Annotated in this window: 18 protein-coding genes; 17 read left to right on the forward strand and 1 reads right to left on the reverse strand. The window is 37.3% G+C overall.

Features of this window, described 5'->3' with window-relative positions; all coding sequences use genetic code 11:
- Positions 1-140 precede the first annotated feature (140 nt).
- From nrdD to J6O61_RS15445, 3 genes are all read left to right on the forward strand, one after another.
- Complete coding sequence (gene nrdD, locus J6O61_RS15435; RefSeq protein ID WP_292215012.1) at positions 141-2,372, forward strand: anaerobic ribonucleoside-triphosphate reductase; 2,232 nt, start codon at positions 141-143, stop codon at positions 2,370-2,372.
- A gap of 260 nt (positions 2,373-2,632) precedes the next feature.
- On the forward strand, positions 2,633-3,184 hold the full coding sequence (nrdG, locus tag J6O61_RS15440) for an anaerobic ribonucleoside-triphosphate reductase activating protein (protein ID WP_292215014.1): 552 nt from the start codon (positions 2,633-2,635) through the stop codon (positions 3,182-3,184).
- A 755-nt stretch (positions 3,185-3,939) separates the two neighbouring features.
- On the forward strand, positions 3,940-5,304 hold the full coding sequence (locus J6O61_RS15445; RefSeq protein ID WP_292215016.1) for an LCP family protein: 1,365 nt from the start codon (positions 3,940-3,942) through the stop codon (positions 5,302-5,304).
- A 41-nt stretch (positions 5,305-5,345) separates the two neighbouring features.
- Here J6O61_RS15445 and J6O61_RS15450 read toward each other — a convergent pair whose 3' ends face one another.
- A complete protein-coding gene (locus J6O61_RS15450) occupies positions 5,346-5,624 on the reverse strand; it encodes a helix-turn-helix domain-containing protein (RefSeq protein WP_292215018.1) in 279 nt (92 codons plus the stop codon).
- A gap of 240 nt (positions 5,625-5,864) precedes the next feature.
- Between J6O61_RS15450 and J6O61_RS15455 the strand changes: the two genes are divergently transcribed.
- The 14 genes from J6O61_RS15455 (at position 5,865) to J6O61_RS15520 (ending at position 19,407) form a co-directional block, all read left to right on the forward strand.
- Positions 5,865-6,737 (forward strand): class B sortase, encoded by an 873-nt coding sequence (locus tag J6O61_RS15455; protein ID WP_292215020.1) that lies wholly within the window; start codon positions 5,865-5,867, stop codon positions 6,735-6,737.
- Positions 6,738-6,797: 60 nt separating this feature from the next.
- Entirely contained in the window at positions 6,798-7,361 is a 564-nt protein-coding gene (locus J6O61_RS15460; RefSeq protein ID WP_292215022.1) for a hypothetical protein, read from the forward strand.
- 126 nt (positions 7,362-7,487) lie between these two features.
- Positions 7,488-7,994 carry an antiterminator LoaP gene (loaP, locus tag J6O61_RS15465; protein ID WP_292215024.1) on the forward strand — a complete coding sequence of 169 codons (507 nt, stop codon included), beginning with the start codon at positions 7,488-7,490 and terminating at the stop codon, positions 7,992-7,994.
- A gap of 142 nt (positions 7,995-8,136) precedes the next feature.
- Positions 8,137-9,528, forward strand: coding sequence for an exopolysaccharide biosynthesis polyprenyl glycosylphosphotransferase (locus tag J6O61_RS15470; RefSeq protein ID WP_292215026.1), 1,392 nt, complete (start codon positions 8,137-8,139; stop codon positions 9,526-9,528).
- 21 nt (positions 9,529-9,549) lie between these two features.
- Positions 9,550-10,611, forward strand: coding sequence for an SH3 domain-containing protein (locus J6O61_RS15475; RefSeq protein WP_292215028.1), 1,062 nt, complete (start codon positions 9,550-9,552; stop codon positions 10,609-10,611).
- Complete coding sequence (locus J6O61_RS15480) at positions 10,608-11,672, forward strand: hypothetical protein (RefSeq protein WP_292215030.1); 1,065 nt, start codon at positions 10,608-10,610, stop codon at positions 11,670-11,672. The genes J6O61_RS15475 and J6O61_RS15480 overlap by 4 nt, the downstream gene beginning before the upstream one ends.
- Complete coding sequence (locus tag J6O61_RS15485; RefSeq protein ID WP_292215032.1) at positions 11,618-12,427, forward strand: glycosyltransferase; 810 nt, start codon at positions 11,618-11,620, stop codon at positions 12,425-12,427. The genes J6O61_RS15480 and J6O61_RS15485 overlap by 55 nt, the downstream gene beginning before the upstream one ends.
- A gap of 7 nt (positions 12,428-12,434) precedes the next feature.
- Positions 12,435-13,217: a glycosyltransferase family 2 protein gene (locus J6O61_RS15490; RefSeq protein WP_292215034.1), complete on the forward strand. Its 783-nt coding sequence runs from the start codon at positions 12,435-12,437 to the stop codon at positions 13,215-13,217.
- Positions 13,218-13,266: 49 nt separating this feature from the next.
- Complete coding sequence (locus tag J6O61_RS15495; RefSeq protein ID WP_292215036.1) at positions 13,267-14,106, forward strand: glycosyltransferase; 840 nt, start codon at positions 13,267-13,269, stop codon at positions 14,104-14,106.
- Positions 14,069-15,010, forward strand: a complete 942-nt coding sequence (locus J6O61_RS15500) for a glycosyltransferase domain-containing protein (RefSeq protein ID WP_292215037.1) — start codon at positions 14,069-14,071, stop codon at positions 15,008-15,010. Before J6O61_RS15495 ends, J6O61_RS15500 begins: the two co-directional genes overlap by 38 nt.
- 92 nt (positions 15,011-15,102) lie before the next feature.
- Entirely contained in the window at positions 15,103-16,110 is a 1,008-nt protein-coding gene (locus tag J6O61_RS15505) for an EpsG family protein (RefSeq protein WP_292215059.1), read from the forward strand.
- A 528-nt stretch (positions 16,111-16,638) separates the two neighbouring features.
- Positions 16,639-17,514 carry an ATP-grasp fold amidoligase family protein gene (locus tag J6O61_RS15510; RefSeq protein ID WP_292215039.1) on the forward strand — a complete coding sequence of 292 codons (876 nt, stop codon included), beginning with the start codon at positions 16,639-16,641 and terminating at the stop codon, positions 17,512-17,514.
- 35 nt (positions 17,515-17,549) lie between these two features.
- Complete coding sequence (locus J6O61_RS15515) at positions 17,550-17,930, forward strand: ATP-grasp fold amidoligase family protein (protein WP_292215041.1); 381 nt, start codon at positions 17,550-17,552, stop codon at positions 17,928-17,930.
- On the forward strand, positions 17,920-19,407 hold the full coding sequence (locus tag J6O61_RS15520; RefSeq protein ID WP_292215043.1) for a lipopolysaccharide biosynthesis protein: 1,488 nt from the start codon (positions 17,920-17,922) through the stop codon (positions 19,405-19,407). Before J6O61_RS15515 ends, J6O61_RS15520 begins: the two co-directional genes overlap by 11 nt.
- Positions 19,408-19,580 lie beyond the last annotated feature (173 nt).

Consider the following 19,580-nt stretch of genomic DNA (forward strand, 5'->3'; position numbering starts at 1 on the left):
ATTATTATATATACATAAACACAACATATAGTATTAAGTGACATTGCTGACATGTTTATTGCACGAGGAATAAACATGTCAAATTTATGAGAAGAATAAAATTTTTAAAAGAATTATCAGAAAAAAAGAAGGGGGTTCTTATGAAAATCATTAAGAGAAGCGGTAAGGAAGTACTGTTTAATGGCGACAAGATTATCGCTGCTATTCAAAAAGCCAACAACGAAGTGACTGATGAGAAAAAGCTTACAGCCGGTCAGATAAGTGATATTGAGAGTGCAGTAGAGAGACAGTGCGCTTCACTTACACGTGCAGCTAGCGTTGAGGAAATCCAGGATATGGTAGAGGATGGCCTCATGAGATCAGGTAAACTTGAAGTTGCCAGAAAGTACATCACATACCGTTACAAACATGCTCTTGTCAGAAAGTCCAATACAACTGACGAGCAGATCATGTCTCTTATTGAGTGCAGCAACGAAGAGGTTAAGCAGGAAAATTCCAACAAGAACCCTACAGTAAACAGTGTTCAGAGAGATTACATGGCAGGAGAGGTATCAAAAGATATCACAAAAAGATTCCTTCTTCCTGAAGATGTTGTTAAGGCACATGAAGAAGGGCTTATCCACTTTCATGATTCCGATTACTTTGCTCAGCATATGCACAACTGTTGCCTTGTAAATCTTGAAGACATGCTTCAGAACGGAACAGTTATTTCTGAAACCATGATTGAGAGACCAAAGAGTTTTTCAACAGCATGCAACATCGCTACACAGGCAATTGCTCAAATTGCCAGCTCACAGTATGGCGGACAGAGTATTACTCTTTCACATCTTGTACCATTTGTTGATGTTTCAAGACAGAAATTCAGAAAAGAAGTTGCGCTGGAGTTTGAAACTGCCGGAATGAAGATCAATAAGAAGCAGGTCAACGAAATCGCAGAGATGCGTGTTAAAAAAGAAATCGAGAGAGGATGCCAGGTAATTCAGTATCAGGTTATCACTCTTATGACAACAAACGGACAGGCTCCATTTATTACAGTTTATATGTATCTTGACGAAGTACCGGAAGGCCAGGAGAGAGAAGACCTTGCAATGGTCATCGAAGAGATGCTCAAGCAGCGTATCCTTGGTGTAAAGAACGAGAAGGGACAGCTTATCACACCAGCATTCCCTAAGCTTATCTACGTTCTTGATGAGGACAATATCCACGAGGATTCAAAGTACTGGTATCTGACAGAGCTTGCTGCTAAGTGTACAGCCAAGAGACTTGTTCCTGACTACATTTCAGCTAAGAAGATGAAAGAATTAAAGGGCGGCGATGTATATCCTTGCATGGGATGCAGAAGCTTCCTTACACCTGATAACGAGAATGTAGCAGAAGGTCTTTGCAACAAAGATAATAAGGCACATGCTTTGAATTACAAAGAAGGCGATCACAAGTATTATGGTCGTTTCAACCAGGGCGTAGTTACAATCAACCTTGTTGATGTAGCTTGCTCATCCAATAAGGATGAAGAGAAGTTCTGGCAGCTTATGGAAGAGAGAACAGAGCTCTGCAAACGAGCACTTATGTGCAGACATAACAGACTGCTTGGAACACCTTCAGATGTAGCTCCAATTCTTTGGCAGAACGGAGCATTAGCAAGACTTGCCAAGGGAGAGACAATTGATCCTCTGCTCTTTGGCAACTATTCAACTATCTCACTTGGATATGCAGGTCTTTGCGAATGTACAAAATACATGAAGGGTGTATCTCACACAGATCCAAAGGGAAAAGACTTCGCTCTTAAAGTAATGCAGTTCCTTAACGACAAGTGTGCAAAGTGGAGAGCTGATACAAATATTTCTTTCTCACTTTATGGAACACCACTTGAGTCAACAACATATAAGTTTGCTAAGTGCCTTCAGAAGAGATTTGGTATCATTCCTGAAGTAACAGATAAGAACTATATTACAAACAGCTATCATGTTCACGTTACAGAACAGATTGATGCATTTACCAAGCTCAAATTTGAGTCAGAGTTCCAGGCTCTTTCACCTGGCGGAGCTATCAGCTATGTTGAAGTTCCTGACATGAACAACAACATTGAGGCAGTACTCTCTGTTATGAAGTATATTTATGAGAATATTATGTACGCTGAGCTTAATACAAAGTCTGATTATTGCCAGTGTTGTGGCTATGACGGAGAGATCAAGATAGTTACAGACACTGATGGAAAGCTTGTATGGGAGTGTCCAAACTGTGGAAACCGTGATCAGGACAAGATGAACGTTGCAAGACGTACATGTGGTTATATCGGAACACAGTTCTGGAATCAGGGACGTACACAGGAGATCAAAGAGCGAGTTCTTCATATGTCAAACCCAAAATGCTGATATAAGGACGCATTCTTGGAATAAAAGTTTATTGCTCGCTCGGGTATTTTTCGCAGTGATATATTGGGCATAAAACGTCCCAGCATGACTCATTTCATGTTATTCAAAACATGAGCCATGCTGGGGCTTATTTATACCCATCTATCAACTGCTCAAAATAAATCGCTCACACTAAACTTTTATTTCCAAGAATGCTGTATTATTAGAGCATTAACGATAATGATATTTTAAGACCGGAATTGTGCTAGGAGGACCGTACAATGAATTACGGACAGATTATATATACAGATGTGGCAAATGGAATAGGGTGTCGTACTTCTCTCTTCGTGTCAGGCTGCACGCACCATTGTAAGGGCTGCTTTAATGAGATGACCTGGGACTTTAATTATGGAGAGCCATATACAAAAGATGTGGAGAACGAGATAGTAGAGTCTCTCAAGCCTGATTATATTAATGGCCTTACAATTCTTGGCGGGGAACCAATGGAAGTTGTTAATCAGAAAGAGGTAAGGCCCCTTCTGGAGAGGATAAAAAAGGAAGTTCCAAAGGCCACAATATGGATCTACTCAGGATACGTATGGGAAGAACTTACTGATCCCAATAATAAGCGTTGTCACGGGGAAGATACAGATGTAATTCTCTCTATGTTGGACGTACTAGTTGATGGAGAATTCATAGAGGAGCAAAAGAATCTAATGCTGCGTTTTCGAGGATCAGCTAACCAAAGAGTCATCGATGTCCCAGCTACTTTAAGGACAGGAGAGATTGTACTTTCAAAGTATAATGACAAAGATGATTCAAGATTGCTATAAGGTGCTTGTCGTGCAATTCTGTTAGTATTATTTTTACAGGTTTCAAATTAAGATATTAAAAATGACTCTTTCGGAAATGGGTCAAAAAGTCCTATCATGGTAAAAAATCGCGAAATAGGGCATTTATATCAATAATTTAAAATGCCTTTTATTTTTGTGGAATCATGGTCAAATAATATGATTATTGAACATTGTTCATATATGGAAAAATATAAACATAGAAGTGTAGTCATAAAAGTATCAGATTGCAAAATATGATATCGACAGGATTCTTGGAATCACAGAATCACCAGAACAGAATAAAACAAAACAGCAGGAACCATCCCGCTGAATTCTTTAGGGCACTATCTTTTTTACCGAAGGTGGCGCCCATCTTTTTTATTTCTATCGCCATCATCTCGGCGGACTTTTCATTTAGCTCCCACAGGGAGCGTAGCCATATTGAAAATATGTGTGCAAGGGGATTGGGGATTTCCCCAACAAGCGTCCTGGCAGTACCGGGACATTGCTTGCGAAGTTACGACAGGAGGGAGTAACGATCATATGAAGACATCATGAGTTACATCAACTCTGTGCCGGACGAAGTGTGAATAAACAGCTTCGAAGCGCCTGGAGTGGAGGCTTCGAGGCATATAGGTTTAAAACTTTTGGGAGTTGACAGTGGGATGCCATATTACATTGACATCCTGCTTTTTTATTAAAAGAATCGAATGTGGTATACTATGCTTATAGTAACTATAAATGAGGTAATAAAGATGAACAATGGGATTGAAAAAGAAAACGGTGTGGCTGATGACAATAATATTGATGAGGTGACTGAAGCTGTAGATGATGCGGAGACATCTGATGATACGGGAGCTGTAGTTAATACGGATGCTTTCGATAATGCAGAAGCTTTCTGCAGTGATACCGTTGAAGAAACCAACAAAGCAGAAGAAAGCAATATGATAGAAGAAACCATGACAGACAGTGTTGCAGATGTCGAAAACGAGGACGGAGCTTTAGCTGATGCAGGCGGTGCCGGTAAGAAAAAAGATACCAAAACAAAGAAAAGAAAACGCAAGATCATCCTGATTGTGGTGCTTTCTGTTCTCGCCATTTTTGTTTTGTCAGGGATTATTGCATGGATAGTTCTGAATGCAAAGGGAAGGAATGATCTCTACGACAAAGCTGAAAGCAGCGCACCAATAATGGAGAGCATAGAGCCTGAAGAATCCCAAGCTGCAGAGGCGCAGAACGATGTTACATGGAAAAAGGGTTGGGTGCGATATAATGGAGACATATATCAATATAATGAAGATATTCTGACATTTCTGGTGATGGGAATAGATAAAACAGGGAAGGTTAAGGCAGTAGAATCAGGCGTTGACGGAGGACAGGCTGATCTTATAATGCTTGCAGTGTTTAATCCACACACTAAAAATGTTTCACTTATTACAATTAATAGAAATACCATGACAGAAATAGATGTATATGATGACAATGGCGATTATATCGGGAGTGGTCAGGGACAGATATGTTTGCAACATGGATATGGAGATGGAGCAGAATTATCATGTGAGAGAACAGAAAAGGCGGTTTCAAATCTCTTTTATAATCTGCCTATTCACGGATATCTCTCTATCAATATGGGTGCTATAAAGGCAATCAATTCGGCTGTTGGTGGAGTGACCATAACACTGGATGATGATTTCCAGGCTGTCATGGATGGGGTAAGCGTTTTTCTGCCAAAAGGAGATAATACACTAACGGATGATGAGGCGCATGTCTATATCCGATACAGAGATCACTCTGAATTTGATTCAGCTACTACCAGGCTCAACAGGCAAAAAAAATATATTGCTGCATTGATATCCAAACTAAAAGAAGAAACAGCAAAGGACTTTACTGTTCCCATAAATGTGTTCAATGAATTACTGCCATATATAGTTACTGATATAACTACAAGTGAGATTACATATATGGTCTCTAATACATATGGCTACAGCTTTAATTTTAACAATATCTATTCCCTGGAGGGAACAACTACCATTGGAAAAACTGAACATGAAGAATTTAATTATGATCCTGAGCAGCTATATAACATGATCATAGATATATTTTACGAAAAAGTAGAGTAGAAACAGCAGCGCAGCGGCTTATTACCAGAACCGCTGCGCTTTTATGATTCCTCTAATTGATACTTTATTAAATCCTCCGGTCTACAGTCTAAGACATAACAAAATCTTGCGAGAACATCCAAATCGATGGTTGTTACTGAGTCATCATACCACTTCTTGACAACTTCGAATCTGGTATCTGTGGCACGTGCAAGAGCATTTCTAGTCATGTGTTTTTTATCGATTATTTCAGCAAGGCATACATGCATTTTTCCGTATTTCTTAATATAAAAGATATTCTTGGTATCATATTCTTTTTTATATTCAGATGTTCTTCCCATAAGATATCACCTTCTCTCAATTAAAATTTAGTCACAGTCATGATAACTATATGCAAAGTAGTTAAAATCGGCTTTCTATTAACAAGATAATAAGTTGAAAATAATCAATTCACAATAAATGTAGACATAGTAAACTAAATGGATATATAATAATTGTGTTACTATGTGCATAGTAATTAAAATTAAGTTATATATTTATAGATGGTCTTGGTTAAAGCAAGGCTATGGATGACAGTGATTATGAAAAATAGATGCGTATTGGGGATATCTGTAGTGATGGCAATGGCTATCACAGCGTGTGGTGGCACGAGCCGGAATGATATGGTCAAAGAGGATAAAACAGATGTTACCAGTGAAGCAGTGTCAGACACAAGCGGTTCTGAGAGTACTGCTTCTTTTGATGATCTAGAGACTGAAGAAAATACAGTTGCTGACGCAGAAAATCTGCCGGATTCACTTGAAGATGGAGAGACAGCGATGTTGTCTTACAATATGACAGATGAAGAGATTGAAGGCAGTATCCCAGATGTTAAAGTGGATTTTGAAGTGCTCCGAGAAAAGAACTCTGATATTTGCGCATATATCGTTATTCCTGGAACGTCTATCGATAACCCTGTTTTGAAAAAAGACGATAGTAATGAGTATTACTTGGAACATGGTGAGGATAACGAAAGCAATTCAGCCGGCTGCATATTTATAGACATGGGAAATGAGACCGACTTCACGGATCCGGTCACCTGTCTTTATGCAAATGCAGGAGAGGGCGAGCCTTTTTGTGAACTGATCAACTACCTTGATAAAAGCTTTATGGAGAAAAATGAGTTCATTTACGTATACTCCGATGATTATGTGACTCAGTATAGAGTTTTTGCAGCATATAGCACTGATGAAACAGAAAGGCCACTTGTAAAATACAATTTTTATGACTATGCAGAGTATACGAAGTACCTTGATGACATATTTGAAACCAGAGATATGACTGCTGTAATTAATAAAGATCTTCAGGATGAGGCCCTTTCCTCATGGAACATCATCACCCTTATGGGGATTAATGAAGATGGAAGCAGGCAGGTTCTTCAGGCGGTATTTAATGGAAGAACTTCAATTTATTAAAGTATTAGATCCTTTCAGGATTTAATATAAACCACATGATATGAGCAAAGGAGGCAACCAATGAAGAGAAAGATTTCATCTATTATTGCTGCAGTCTTGGTTGGTTCAATGGTAGTTGGATCAACTGTATTTGCAGCAGACAGTTCTACAACAACAAATACTGAAAGTACATCAATTGTTGAGACAGCAGAAGCGAAGGCAGGCAACACTATTTATGCCGTACCTACAGGAAAGAATGAAGGCACAGCAACTGTTGGGGGAACAAGAATCACTACTAATTACAGCGAAGTAACTATTCCGGGCTCGATTGAAACTGCTGTTGTTGCTCCTGTAAAAGAGGAAGCAACAAAGGTTCTTGATGATTATGTGAATGCTAACCTTAACGGCGGAACTATTGCCCTTAAGACAAAACTTCGTCTTTACAAAGCAGGAAAGTCTATTAATACTGGTTTTGGCGTGCTCAAGCAGGCTTTTGGTGTAGGTAACAAGTACGATGGAAGAACAGCTACAGTATACCAGATTCACCAGGATGGCACTATTACATCAACGGATGTTGTTGTAACAAACGGTAAGGTTAACATTGCTGTAACAGATCTTGGCACATTCTACATAGTTATCAGATAAATAATCAATTACAAAAAAGGTTCTCCATTCCTTAAATGGAGGTCATGCATGACACTATTTTCTCTAGCATGTGGTTTGGGCCGGACTAAGCTCCGGCCCTATTAATAGAAATGACAGTTTTGGATTATGTTTTATGTGATTTGGGTTCAAACCCTTAAGGAACAGGAGTTTAAATCGAGATTTGAGAAAGATATAGATAGCAATCTGTATAACAGAATACTTCTTATATCGAGGACAGAGAAACAGAAGCACAAAGATGGATATAAGGAAATAAGCAGGCTGATGTTTCCGGGGTATTTATTTGTGGAAACAGATCATCCTGACAAAATACACGAACATATATGCTCACAGCCGAGTTATATAAAAATCCTGGGCAATGATGGTCAGTTCCTGCCTCTTACCAAAAGTGAAGAGGATTTCCTGAACAGGATTACCGGGCATACAGACAGAGTGGATATGTCTCTTGGAATTATTGAGAACGGAATTGTAAAGATACTAAAAGGGCCTCTGTTCGGATTTGAACAGTACATTGTTAAGGTAGACAGACATAAGAGAAAGGCTTACCTGGAAATGAAACTTTTCGGAGATACGAAGAGGATAATTGCAGGGCTTGAGATAGTTGCGAAGAGTTAAGAACCCATATCTAAAGCAATCGTTGCCAGTGGCACGTTGCCCAGGGTATGGCGGCATGAAATCTGGTCAGCCGGATATTGAGAGATATCCGGTATGGCGAAGCTTGCACAAAACTTCCAAGAGGGAAAGAGTATGAAAAATAGTGGGAAATGCAAATATTATTAAGGAAATAACTGAATCGAAAAATGATATGAACAATGTCAGCGTTATAAACAAGGGTATTTTATTTTTGTTGAAAGGTCTGTGGATTGCCATATGCACAGGCATCTTTTTTACGATATGGCTAGAGTTTTATAAAGTGCAGTTATATGAACCGTTTTACGAAAGGGGCAACTACGCAGTCTCTATGATTTATGCGGTTATATTTTGGAGATTGTCAAAACTATACGGCTGCTTTGACATAGACCTGAAGAAGCCAAGCGAGATCATATATTCTACTGTGATATCATTAACAACTTCATCATTTATTATCTACGTTGTGGCATGGCTATTGGTGAGAAAACTCCCATCAGTAGTCCCTCTTTTGATTCACATTGCTGTCTGCTCACTGTTGTCTGTTATTTGGGCCAGGACAGCAGTTCTGACATGCGACAGACTCAATAAACCTAAAAAAGTGCTGTTGATATATGACAATGAACAGGCTAAAGAAAATGGACTCAGCATTATCAACAAGCTCACGAGAAAGTTTGTGTTACATGGCGTAAAACATGTAAATGAGGACGTATCAAAAACAATATTGCACATAACGACGACGATGCCTGACGCACTTATGCTGTGCGGTCTTCACTCAACTCCGAGAAATGCAATACTTAAGTTTTGTGCAACCAATAGTATTCCGGTTTATATCAGGCCAAATATCGGAGACTATCTGCTGGATGATGCCAGAGAGATCCAGATGGCAAATCTTCCTGTAAAGGTATATGAAAAGAGTGATAGAGATTACTTTTACTTATTCCTTAAAAGATTATTTGACATAGTATTGTCCATGACTGGGCTGATTGTCGCATCTCCAATAATGCTGATCACTGCAATTGCCATAAAGCTCTATGATGGTGGTCCTATATTCTATTCACAGGTCAGACTTACTAAAGACAGAAAAGAATTCACCATATATAAGTTCCGGAGCATGAAAATCGATGCTGAAGCAGATGGCAGAGCCAGACTTGCCAGCGTTGCAGACGACAGGATAACGCCTGTTGGAAAGCTTATCAGGGCAACAAGGATAGACGAACTTCCTCAGATCATATGCATATTAAAAGGAGACATGTCTATTGTGGGACCAAGACCGGAGAGACCTGAATTGTGCAGAGTATATGAAGAGGAAATGCCGGAATTCGCGCTAAGGACTGAGGTTAAGGCAGGCCTGACCGGATATGCCCAGGTTTATGGCAAGTACAATACTGAGCCCTATGACAAGCTTCAGATGGATCTCATGTACATATCAAATCAGAATCTTTATACGGATTTTAAGATAATACTTGCAACTATAAAAATCATGTTTTTACCCGAAAGCAGCGAAGGTGTAAAGAATTAGTAGTAATACAAGGAGAATGGAATGCAAAGAAATAAGGTTGCAGGGAAGCAATGGCTCTTAGCAGGCATAGTCATAACAATTATCATTCTCGGAGCTCTATTGATAGATCCTATAATGACCATGGCGGCGAAGGAATACACTGTATCCGGACAGACTTCGCAAAAAATATATGATGGTGCCTCAGAAAACGGGAAGGTTGTTGCCAACGCAGTTCCCGGGAATACTTTTACAATTTTGGAAACGGTCAAGGATTCACAAGGGAGGAACTGGCATCACGTATCTCTTGCCGGAGGAACCACCGGTTACATAATCGCAAGCAGGGTCGTTGAAGTTGAAGAAGAGTCTGCCTCTGAGCCTGTCACAGAGCCTGAGGAAGTTGCCGAAGAAGCTTCAGATGACTCGGCAGAAGAGATGCAGGAGCAGGACCAGAACCAGGAGGAGAATGAGACTGATCAGGTAGAAACGGAGAGCACTGAAGAACCATCAGAAAATGCAGAGGATGAGGGAAAAAGTGAAAACGAAGACCTTACAAATATGTTCATTATGATACTTTCTAACACAAATCTAAGGGATGAACCCTCATTAGATGGAGGCGTTTTAATCGTTATCCCCAAAGGTATTAAGACTCAACCGGACGAAAAGATCAATAGAGATGGCTATTTTTGGTACAGACTAACATATTTGGGGCAGACAGGATATGTCAGAGCGGACACAGTTAAGGAATCTATTGAAGCTCCTGAAGAAGAAACAGTAGAAGATTCAGAAGATGAGATTACAGAGACAGTTTCTGAGAGTACTACAAATACGACAACACCCAAGGTGGTGCAAAATGCTGGAGCGACAACAGTTTCCTATGAAGAAAGTTATGCCAGAAGACATAAGTGGGATGACCCGGAAATGACAACCACCGAGGAGATGACAACGCATAAGCGGTTTATAGACATATATGCATTTCTGTTTGTTATCTTTGCCGTTTTACTTGCAGTTATTGGAGTGCTGCTGCTAAACAATGTAACACATGAGCTAAAGAGAAATTCGAGGATTAATAGAAAGAGAAGGAGACAACGTGGAGAGAGTAGATGAATAAAATAATTGATGACAGTGGGCAGAAAGTAATCCTTGAAGTACATAAGGAAAATACAAAACAAAATGATCAGTATATTGACCTTATCGATGTTGCCAGAAACATGAACAGAAGAAAAAGATTATATATGTATCTATGTGTGGCAGCGATCATTTTGGGAGTTGCTGCAGGCTTTATAAAAGTCACTATTGATCATTACTTCAATCACAGTTCGTATGCTAGAGCGCTTGTCAGCTTTCAGTATGATGGAATTGAAAGTGGCCTGGATCCTAACGGTGCTTCCTTTGATATTAATAAGATAAAGAGCCCTGCGGTAATACAAAAAGCGCTGGATAGTTTGGGAATATCTACAGAATATATTGAAAACGTAAGATCAAATATTGTAGTGGAGGGAGTTATTCCGGAGGATGCCGTAGAAAGAATTACTGTTATTAACAAGATGGCAGAGGATGATGGACAGTATTATCAGCAGTTGCTTGATGTATCCTATTATCCCTCGCAGTATGTTGTTTACTTTTATGATGACAGGACATTCTCTACAGGACAGATAAATCAGATCTTAAATGCTGTTTTGGAAAGCTACAAAGAGTATTTCTTTGATACATATGCCAACAATGAAGCACTGACAGTTACTGCAGGGCTGCTGTCCGGAGATGACTATGACTATTCAGAAAGCGTGGATCTGTTAAGAACGCAGCTCAAACTGATGAAAAACTTTGCTCAGGCAAAGGCAACAGAAGCACCGGACTTCAGAGCTTCCGGCACAGGCCTTTCCTTCACTGATATAGCAACATCTATAGGCTTTTTGCAGGATGCAGATCTGGCAAGACTTTCTTCTTATATAGAAAGCAACTCTCTTACAACAGATGCAGTTAGGCAGATAGAATATTACGAATATCAGATAGAGGAATATACAAATAGATTGTCAGAGCTACAGGTCAACCTGTCAAATGTAAACTCAGCTATGGATTTCATTTTTACAAAGGTGCACCACTTATCAACTGGATGTTCTTCTATCCAGTTGAAAAGTGGTTATCAAAATACACTGATGTTCTCATAACTATAAACCATGAAGACTATCAGCTAGCAAGAGAAAAGTTTTATGCCAAGAATACAATATATATTCCAGGTATAGGAATAGATATAGATAAATTTAAAAGTATAGATGGTGGTGAGGATATTAGAAATGAAGTCTGTGTAGGTCCTAATTCGGGGGGCATAGAGAAAAAAAACTTAAAAAGAGCAGTTATCAGGAACTCAATTGGAGTGCCTAATGAAGCCTTTATGATTGTTTCGGTAGGTGAAGTTAATAGAAATAAAAATCATAGCGTTGTTATTAAGGCAATAAGTAAATTAAAGAATGAAGAAATATACTATGTTATAGCAGGGCAGGGGAAATTAAAGGACAAACTAGTAAAATTGGCTAATAGTCTTGGAGTTAAAGAGCGGGTGCGCTTTCTGGGATATAGGTCTGATGTAGCTGAATTATATAAATCAGCTGATGTTTGTGCTTTTCCATCAATAAGAGAAGGACAAGGTTTAGCAGCAATAGAAGGAATGGCAAGTGGTTTGCCTCTAGTGGTTGCTGACAACAGGGGGACAAGAGATTTTGTGACACCTGAAAACGGGATAATGTGTGACCATTATGATGCCGAAGCATTTGCAAATGCGATTAGAAAACTATATTATAATCCAGCTTTATGTAATGAAATGAAAGAAAACAATAAAAAAGCGTCAGATAAATATGATTATAGACTGATATTAGAACAGATGAGAATAATTTATAAGCAATTTAGCATTGAGGAAATGAGATAACGCAATAATGAACGATTTAGTATCGATTATAGTGGCTTGCTACAATGGGGCAAAATATATTGATCAATGCATGGAGTCGTTAGTAAATCAGACATATCAAAATATTGAAATCATTATATGTGATGATTGCTCTACAGATTCAAGTAAGGAAAAAATACAACAATGGGTGGATAAGGATAGTAGAGTCAGAGGAATTTTTTTGTCATCAAACAGGTATGCGGCAGCAGCTCGTAATGAATGCATAAAGTTAGCAAGCGGTAAATACATCGCGGTTCAAGATGTTGATGACATAAGTGAGCTTAATAGAATTGAGATATTGCATGGAAAATTTATGCAAGATGGGAGAATTTCGATTGTAAGCAGTTCTATGAAAGTGTTTTACAATCAACTAGGGGATTCTAACCAGATTATGCAAAGGAAAAAGCGAAAACCAACAAAGTGGACTTTCTTAAATGGAATCCCTTTCTTTCATCCTGCCACAATGTTTACTGCTGAATGTATAAGGGCGGTAGGCGGCTACGCAGAAGGTGAAAATACAAGGCGAATTGAGGATTATGATCTGTTTGCTAGGTTGTATGCAGATGGTTACAAAGGCATTAATATAGACGAACCATTGTATTATTATAGGCAAGATAAAGATTGTATTTCTAGAAGATCATTAAAGTCGAGAGTACAAGGGATATCGGTTATGCACAAAGACTTTAAGCTCTTAAAGGTTTATCCTCTGGGATATATGTTTCTATTCAGACCAATAATAGGATATTTCATACAATGTTTAAAGTATAGGTAAAGACAAGAGTTAGGTGGTAATCTGCGCATCGTGTCAAAGGATAAACTAAATGAGTAGAGTTGCTGTTATAGTAGTTATGTATAATCCAAAAGAGTATATGCTAGATAATCTGATGAACTATAAGGATTTATCTTTAATAATTATTGACAATTCAGATGATTCTAATGATATTAGCAAACATGTTAAAAAAATGGATTGTGTATACAAACCCTTGGGGAAGAATATGGGATTAGCATACGCTTTGAATGAAGGCGTGAATATTGCTTATGAAAAAGGGTGTAAATATGTATTGACTCTTGATCAAGATTCTATAATAGAAAACAGTGACATAAGTAAAATGGTAGATTTTTTAGATATTCACGATGAAATAGCTGTCTTATCACCGACAATAATTCCATATGAAGATATTGATAATATTCCGCGTATGAAAAGCATAGATAACAGTTATTCTTCTGTCAATTTTGTCATCACATCTGGCTGTTTATGTCGTAAAGAAATATATGAAAACGTAGGATATTTTAGGGATGAACTGTTTATTGAATACATTGATGTTGACTTTTGCCTTAGATTGAAGAAACAAGGAATCAAAATTATCAGATTGAATGAGGTCCATCTATATCAACGAGCCGGAAATTCTGTGGAAAAGAGGTTTCTGTGGAAAAAAATACATCCCTTGTTTGATTCTCCGAAACGTGGTTATTACATATTTAGAAATCATAAGTATTTAAAAAAAATATATGGTAGGAATTTATATAAATATGCACCAAGGCTATATAAAGCAATTATAAAGACGCTGTTTTACGAGGATAGAAAAATAGAGAGAGTACGCTTTTACATTGAAGGGTATATTGATGGATGCAGGGGACAAATGGGTGAATATAGAAAATGAAACCAGGCTTTATCATCAGTTAATGGCATTTAGTCAGGATTATTTAGAAATAACAAATACTAGGGTATATAGAAAAAAAAAGTTGGCACACTATGATAAGGGAAAGCCCTTGAAGACGCGTGTTAATGACGTTTTCAAAAGAATAATGTTAGCTCCACTATGGAGAAGAGTTAACTCTACATCGGGTAATACTAACACTTATTGTAGCAATAATAGTTTAAAGTACAAAAGAAAAGATAGAGTTGCGGTATATACATGCATAGTGGGGGAATATGATGATTTAATCGAGCCTATATGTGTAGATTCTTTTGTGGATTATTTTGTATTCACTGACCAGTTTGTTCCATCGTCATCTATATGGAAGAAGGTAGATATAACAGAATTTGATGATTACAATAAGTTAACAGCAGTTGATTTAAATCGTAAGATAAAGATACTTTCGCATAAATATTTAGGAGATTACAAGTACACTGTTTACATTGATGGAGTAGTTAAGCTTATAGTACCCGTTAGGCCATGGCTTGAGGAATTGGGCGGCTTTGGGTTTGCGGTTCATTTTCATAATAAGAGAGATTGCATTTATAATGAAGCACAAGTAGTAAAAAAGCTAAAAAGGGGAAATTATAAGCTTCTTGAAAAACAGATTAGAAAATATGAGAAAGAAGGTTACCCTCATAAGAATGGCATGTACGAGAATACAGTTTTGCTAAGAAACAATGAGGATGGAGAGACAAATGAATTAATGGAGAATTGGTGGGATGAATATAATTTGTTCCCGACCAGGGATCAAATTAGTCTTCCTTATGTTATATGGAAGACGGGCTACAATAGAAAAAAAATATGTATTTTGGGAATGGATATTGACGCTAACCCAAGAATTATTAGGAATCTGAGGCACAAATAATGGCTATATATTGTATCAACCTTACTGTAATATTATTATGTTTTGCATTGACACACTCACAGTGCGGAAACATAGTGTTTAATAAGAAACGTATGTATATTATATGCGTCGGTGTTTTAGTGCTTTGGGTCATGCTGCGTGATTATAGTATTGGAGCGGATACTATTTCATATCTCAGATTGAAAAAGTATATAGTGGATGACATAGATGATTTAAAGAATCTTTTCACGGATTGGAAAATAAACGATTACTGGAAATATGAAAAAGGTTTCTCGGCTTTCTGTTATTTCTTTTTTCGCTACATTTCGGACAGTGATTCAATGTTTATAATTGTAACGGCATTGATAGGCTTATTGCCCGTTTTTATTCTTATATATAATAAGTCAGAGCATATATTTCTGAGTTTGTTTATGTTTGTGGTAATGGGGATGTACAGCTATAGCTTTAATGTCATCAGGCAATTTATGGCTATTGGGTTGACCAGTACATCATACATGATTTTAAAAAATAACGAGAGTAGGGCAAGCAAGAAAATTATAGGGACAGCATTTTTTCTAGCAGCTGTTTCGATTCACACAAGCGCAGTATTATTTGCACTTGTGTTTGTTTATGATATTTTCTTCTCTAAATGGCTGACTCCCCGTAGAATGCTAATCATGTATGGCGCAGAAATAGCTATTCTGATATTGGTTGATGGAATCGTGATGAGATTGGTTGGAAAATTAAATAAATATGCTGATTTCATTGTATCAGGAAACAAGAGTATTTATACTGTGATTATTTTGAATTGCGTATTTGTTTACATTATTGTTGCCGCAAGTAATAGATTGTTCAACGATGATAATGAACTGTTATTTTTGTTATTTTTATATCTATCATTTAACACGCTGGGTTTATTTTTTAGCTTGATTGTACGAGTGGGTTTATATTTTTTGGTTGGTGCGGTTGTAGGAATACCCAATCTGATGTTGAGGGAAAATAGCAAGATATCAGGTCTGGTTATGACTATAGTAATAATGTTTTTTTTGATCCAATATACGAAATCGCTTATCGGAGACGCGTACTTGGTGCCCTATTCAATAAATTTAGAATTTTTTTGAGAATTATTTTGCGATATACGTAGTGTCAGATATGTTTATGGTTAGTTACCATGAATTACCAAGCATGTTTTTTTTTATTATGCTTATGTTATCCTTACACCATACATTAAAGAAGACTAGTGTCGTGAAAAGTTCACAATTAATTTAATCTCCAAGCCTGAGCTTTACTCAAGCTTGGGATACAAGGAAATCAACTTATCTTCAACTGTCGACAAATAACATGGCTGATAGCGAAATGAAGGAGTGTATAGATTTAATAGTGGCTATGTCATGCGTATTAGTGTTTTCTTATGAGAGTGGCTGTGTTTCTAAATATCTAAGGAGACCGACATTAATCAGACTTGGAAGTATTTCTATGTATGTGTTTTTATACCACTTCGTATTTATTAGCTACATAGTTCCAATTTCGGATATGGTGATAACAGATATAGAAGTAAAAAAAACATTTTGTTTACTAGTTGTTGTGATAGGAACAAGTTTAACATCATATATTACGTATAAAGCAAATAGGAAGTTGGGTAAACCGGAATGATTAAAAGCATTATCAAGAAGATAATACCAGATAAGATAGAAGTTAAAAGGCTTTACAAAAAAATAATGGGAAAGCAACTCAATTTAAACAATCCACGAACCTTTAACGAAAAATTGCAATGGTTGAAATTATATGATCGAGATCCAAGATATACGATGATGGTAGATAAGTGTGAGGCAAAAAAATATGTTTCGCAGATAATTGGAGATGAATATATAATTCCTACTTATGGGGTGTGGAACAAATTCGAAGAAATTGATTTTGATAAATTGCCAGATCAATTTGTACTTAAATGCACCCATGACTCTGGAGGGCTCGTAGTAGTACGAGATAAGAGTAAATTTGATAAAAAAGCAGCAAAGCAGAAAATCGAAAGGTGCTTAAAAAACAATTTTTTTTATTGTGCAAGAGAGTGGCCATACAAACATGTGAAACCAAGGATTATTGCTGAGAAATACATGGAAGATAGTTCTGGTGAACTAAATGATTATAAGATAATGTGCTTTAATGGAAGAGCGTATTGTAGCTTTGTGTGTACGGACAGATTTTCAGAGGACGGATTAAAAGTTACGATTTATGATCGGTCGTGGAATAGACTGGCATTTAAAAGACCTTATCCTTCATCTGAGAAAGAAATAGCTAAGCCGATTAATTATGAAAAGATGGTGGAAATCGCAGAAGCGATTAGTAAAGACATATCTTTCGTGAGAATTGACTTTTACGAATGCAATGAGAAATTATATTTTGGAGAAATAACCTTTTACCCGGGAGGTGGCTTTGAAGAATTTGAACCTGAAGCATGGGATGAAAAGCTTGGGAAACTGATTAAGTTGCCTGAAAAGCGTAGAAAAATCGGGGGGCGTGGCTGGTAGACAATGATGATGTCGTTGTCTATATCCATGAAGAAATGGGGCTTGTAGATTACAAGTTATACTGTTTTGAGGGCATGCCAAAGTTCTTATACGCTTCTTGTGGTTTGGAGGATCACAAAACTGCACAAATATCTTTTTTGACAACCGATTGGGAATTTGCTCCTTTTAGAAGAAATGATTTCAAGGGGGTTGACCAACTTCCAACGAAACTAGATCATTTTGATGAGATGATTGATATCGCAAGAAAGTTGTCGGAGGGGATGCACTTTATACGAGTGGATTTGTATGAGATTGAAGGAAGGGTATATTTTTCTGAACTTACTTTCTACCCTAATGGCGGATTTATGAAGTTTGAGCCAGAAGAGTATGACAAAAAAATAGGAGAATTAATTGAGTTAAGTGTAGATGAAGAATAAGAGACTAGCTTTAAATACATATTCTTCGATTGGTAATAAAGTTATAGTAATTATATGTGGGATTATAGTGCCTAGACTAATTCTTAGGGGGTATGGTTCTGAAACAAATGGTCTTATCAACTCGATAACGCAATTTCTTCAGGTAATAAGCTTCTTGGAAATGGGAATAGGCGCAGTAGTTCAGTCGGCGCTATATAAGCCGTTGGCTAATAAAGATCAATTTGTCGCCAGTAAAATAGTTGTTAGTGCACAGAAATACTTTAAGTCCGTTGCAATAATATTTGCAATGTATGTTATTTTTCTCTTGTTTGCATATCCCAAGATATCTAAGAGTGGTTTTTCGGTGCTGTATGTCGATTCGCTTATTATTGTGATGAGTACAAGCCTTCTTGCTCAGTATTTGGCAGGGTTGACAGATACACTTTTATTGATAGCTGACCAAAGAGGTTACGTTGTGTACATAACGCAATCTCTGACTCAGATTGTAAATACTATAGCATGCGCTTTACTTATAGTTAAAGGTAGAGGGATACATACAGTAAGATTGGCTACATCGATCATTTTTTTGCTAAGACCCATAATTATTAGAGGGTACATTAATAGGCAATATAATATTGATAGAAGAATAACTTACGACAAAGAGCCAATTTCACAGAAGTGGAATGGCATTGCTCAACACATTGCAGCTTTTGTTCTTGATGGAACAGATACCATTGTATTGACTATCCTTACGTCTTTTTCTGAGGTATCGGTTTATTCGGTATATAACATGGTGGTGTTTGGAATGAAGCAGGTATTTATTTCTGCAACCGAAGGAGTTCGTGTATTTATTGGTAATTTATGGGCTAAGCAAGATATCAAAAAGCTCCAAGAGGTATTTGAGCAGTTTGAATGGATTTTACATAAAGGAGTTGTATTCGCATTCGGATGCACTGGAATTTTAATAATACCATTTGTAAAGGTGTACACAAATGGTATTAATGATGTTTCTTATGTTGAACCATTGTTTGCAGCTATTATTACATGTGCAAATGCTTTTCATTGTATTAGATTGCCATATAATATTATGATTCTTGCAGCAGGGCACTACAGGCAAACGCAGCGTTGTTACGTCATTGCAGCTGTTTTAAATATACTATTATCTATCATATTGGTAATCCCATGTGGAATTGCTGGAGTTGCTATTGGCACACTTGTTGCAATGTTGTACCAGACAGTTTGGATGGTTTGTTATGATTTTCATAATTTTTGGGGAAGATCTAGGAATGTGTTTGTAAAGCTTATACTTACCGATGTTTTGGAATTGTGTATAGGCATACTGCTTTCAAGGAGAGTGGCTCTAGACAGTACGTCATATTTATCATTCATGATAATGGCTATGAAAGTTTCTGTTATCATGGCCTTTTCGATATTTATAGTAAACAGCCTGTTTTATAGAAGCAGAATTAACAAGCTTTTGCATTTGGATGTTATGTAATATTAAGAAAATTGAGCAATGCTGCAGATAGGCAAAGAAATGTATCCGATTGGGAAGATATACAATCGTACAGAAATGAATGGGGACTTGTTTTTACAGATTGGAATAAATTGATGGAAAAGTAAGCTATTTGACAGAGAATCTATCATAGTTATATTTGCTGAACTACAATT

The sequence above is a fragment of the Butyrivibrio sp. genome (genome assembly GCF_017635265.1).
Classification (GTDB): domain Bacteria; phylum Bacillota; class Clostridia; order Lachnospirales; family Lachnospiraceae; genus Butyrivibrio.

What these genes read in the sequence shown, in the direction of transcription:
- nrdD (WP_292215012.1), top strand. Translation starts at nt 141, where the DNA reads ATGAAAATCATTAAGAGAAGCGGTAAGGAAGTACTGTTTAATGGCGAC.
- nrdG (WP_292215014.1), top strand. Translation starts at nt 2,633, where the DNA reads ATGAATTACGGACAGATTATATATACAGATGTGGCAAATGGAATAGGG.
- J6O61_RS15445 (WP_292215016.1), top strand. Translation starts at nt 3,940, where the DNA reads ATGAACAATGGGATTGAAAAAGAAAACGGTGTGGCTGATGACAATAAT.
- J6O61_RS15450 (WP_292215018.1), bottom strand. Translation starts at nt 5,624, where the DNA reads ATGGGAAGAACATCTGAATATAAAAAAGAATATGATACCAAGAATATC.
- J6O61_RS15455 (WP_292215020.1), top strand. Translation starts at nt 5,865, where the DNA reads ATGAAAAATAGATGCGTATTGGGGATATCTGTAGTGATGGCAATGGCT.
- J6O61_RS15460 (WP_292215022.1), top strand. Translation starts at nt 6,798, where the DNA reads ATGAAGAGAAAGATTTCATCTATTATTGCTGCAGTCTTGGTTGGTTCA.
- loaP (WP_292215024.1), top strand. Translation starts at nt 7,488, where the DNA reads ATGTTTTATGTGATTTGGGTTCAAACCCTTAAGGAACAGGAGTTTAAA.
- J6O61_RS15475 (WP_292215028.1), top strand. Translation starts at nt 9,550, where the DNA reads ATGCAAAGAAATAAGGTTGCAGGGAAGCAATGGCTCTTAGCAGGCATA.
- J6O61_RS15480 (WP_292215030.1), top strand. Translation starts at nt 10,608, where the DNA reads ATGAATAAAATAATTGATGACAGTGGGCAGAAAGTAATCCTTGAAGTA.
- J6O61_RS15485 (WP_292215032.1), top strand. Translation starts at nt 11,618, where the DNA reads ATGTTCTTCTATCCAGTTGAAAAGTGGTTATCAAAATACACTGATGTT.
- J6O61_RS15490 (WP_292215034.1), top strand. Translation starts at nt 12,435, where the DNA reads ATGAACGATTTAGTATCGATTATAGTGGCTTGCTACAATGGGGCAAAA.
- J6O61_RS15495 (WP_292215036.1), top strand. Translation starts at nt 13,267, where the DNA reads ATGAGTAGAGTTGCTGTTATAGTAGTTATGTATAATCCAAAAGAGTAT.
- J6O61_RS15500 (WP_292215037.1), top strand. Translation starts at nt 14,069, where the DNA reads ATGGATGCAGGGGACAAATGGGTGAATATAGAAAATGAAACCAGGCTT.
- J6O61_RS15505 (WP_292215059.1), top strand. Translation starts at nt 15,103, where the DNA reads ATGTATATTATATGCGTCGGTGTTTTAGTGCTTTGGGTCATGCTGCGT.
- J6O61_RS15510 (WP_292215039.1), top strand. Translation starts at nt 16,639, where the DNA reads ATGATTAAAAGCATTATCAAGAAGATAATACCAGATAAGATAGAAGTT.
- J6O61_RS15515 (WP_292215041.1), top strand. Translation starts at nt 17,550, where the DNA reads ATGGGGCTTGTAGATTACAAGTTATACTGTTTTGAGGGCATGCCAAAG.
- J6O61_RS15520 (WP_292215043.1), top strand. Translation starts at nt 17,920, where the DNA reads ATGAAGAATAAGAGACTAGCTTTAAATACATATTCTTCGATTGGTAAT.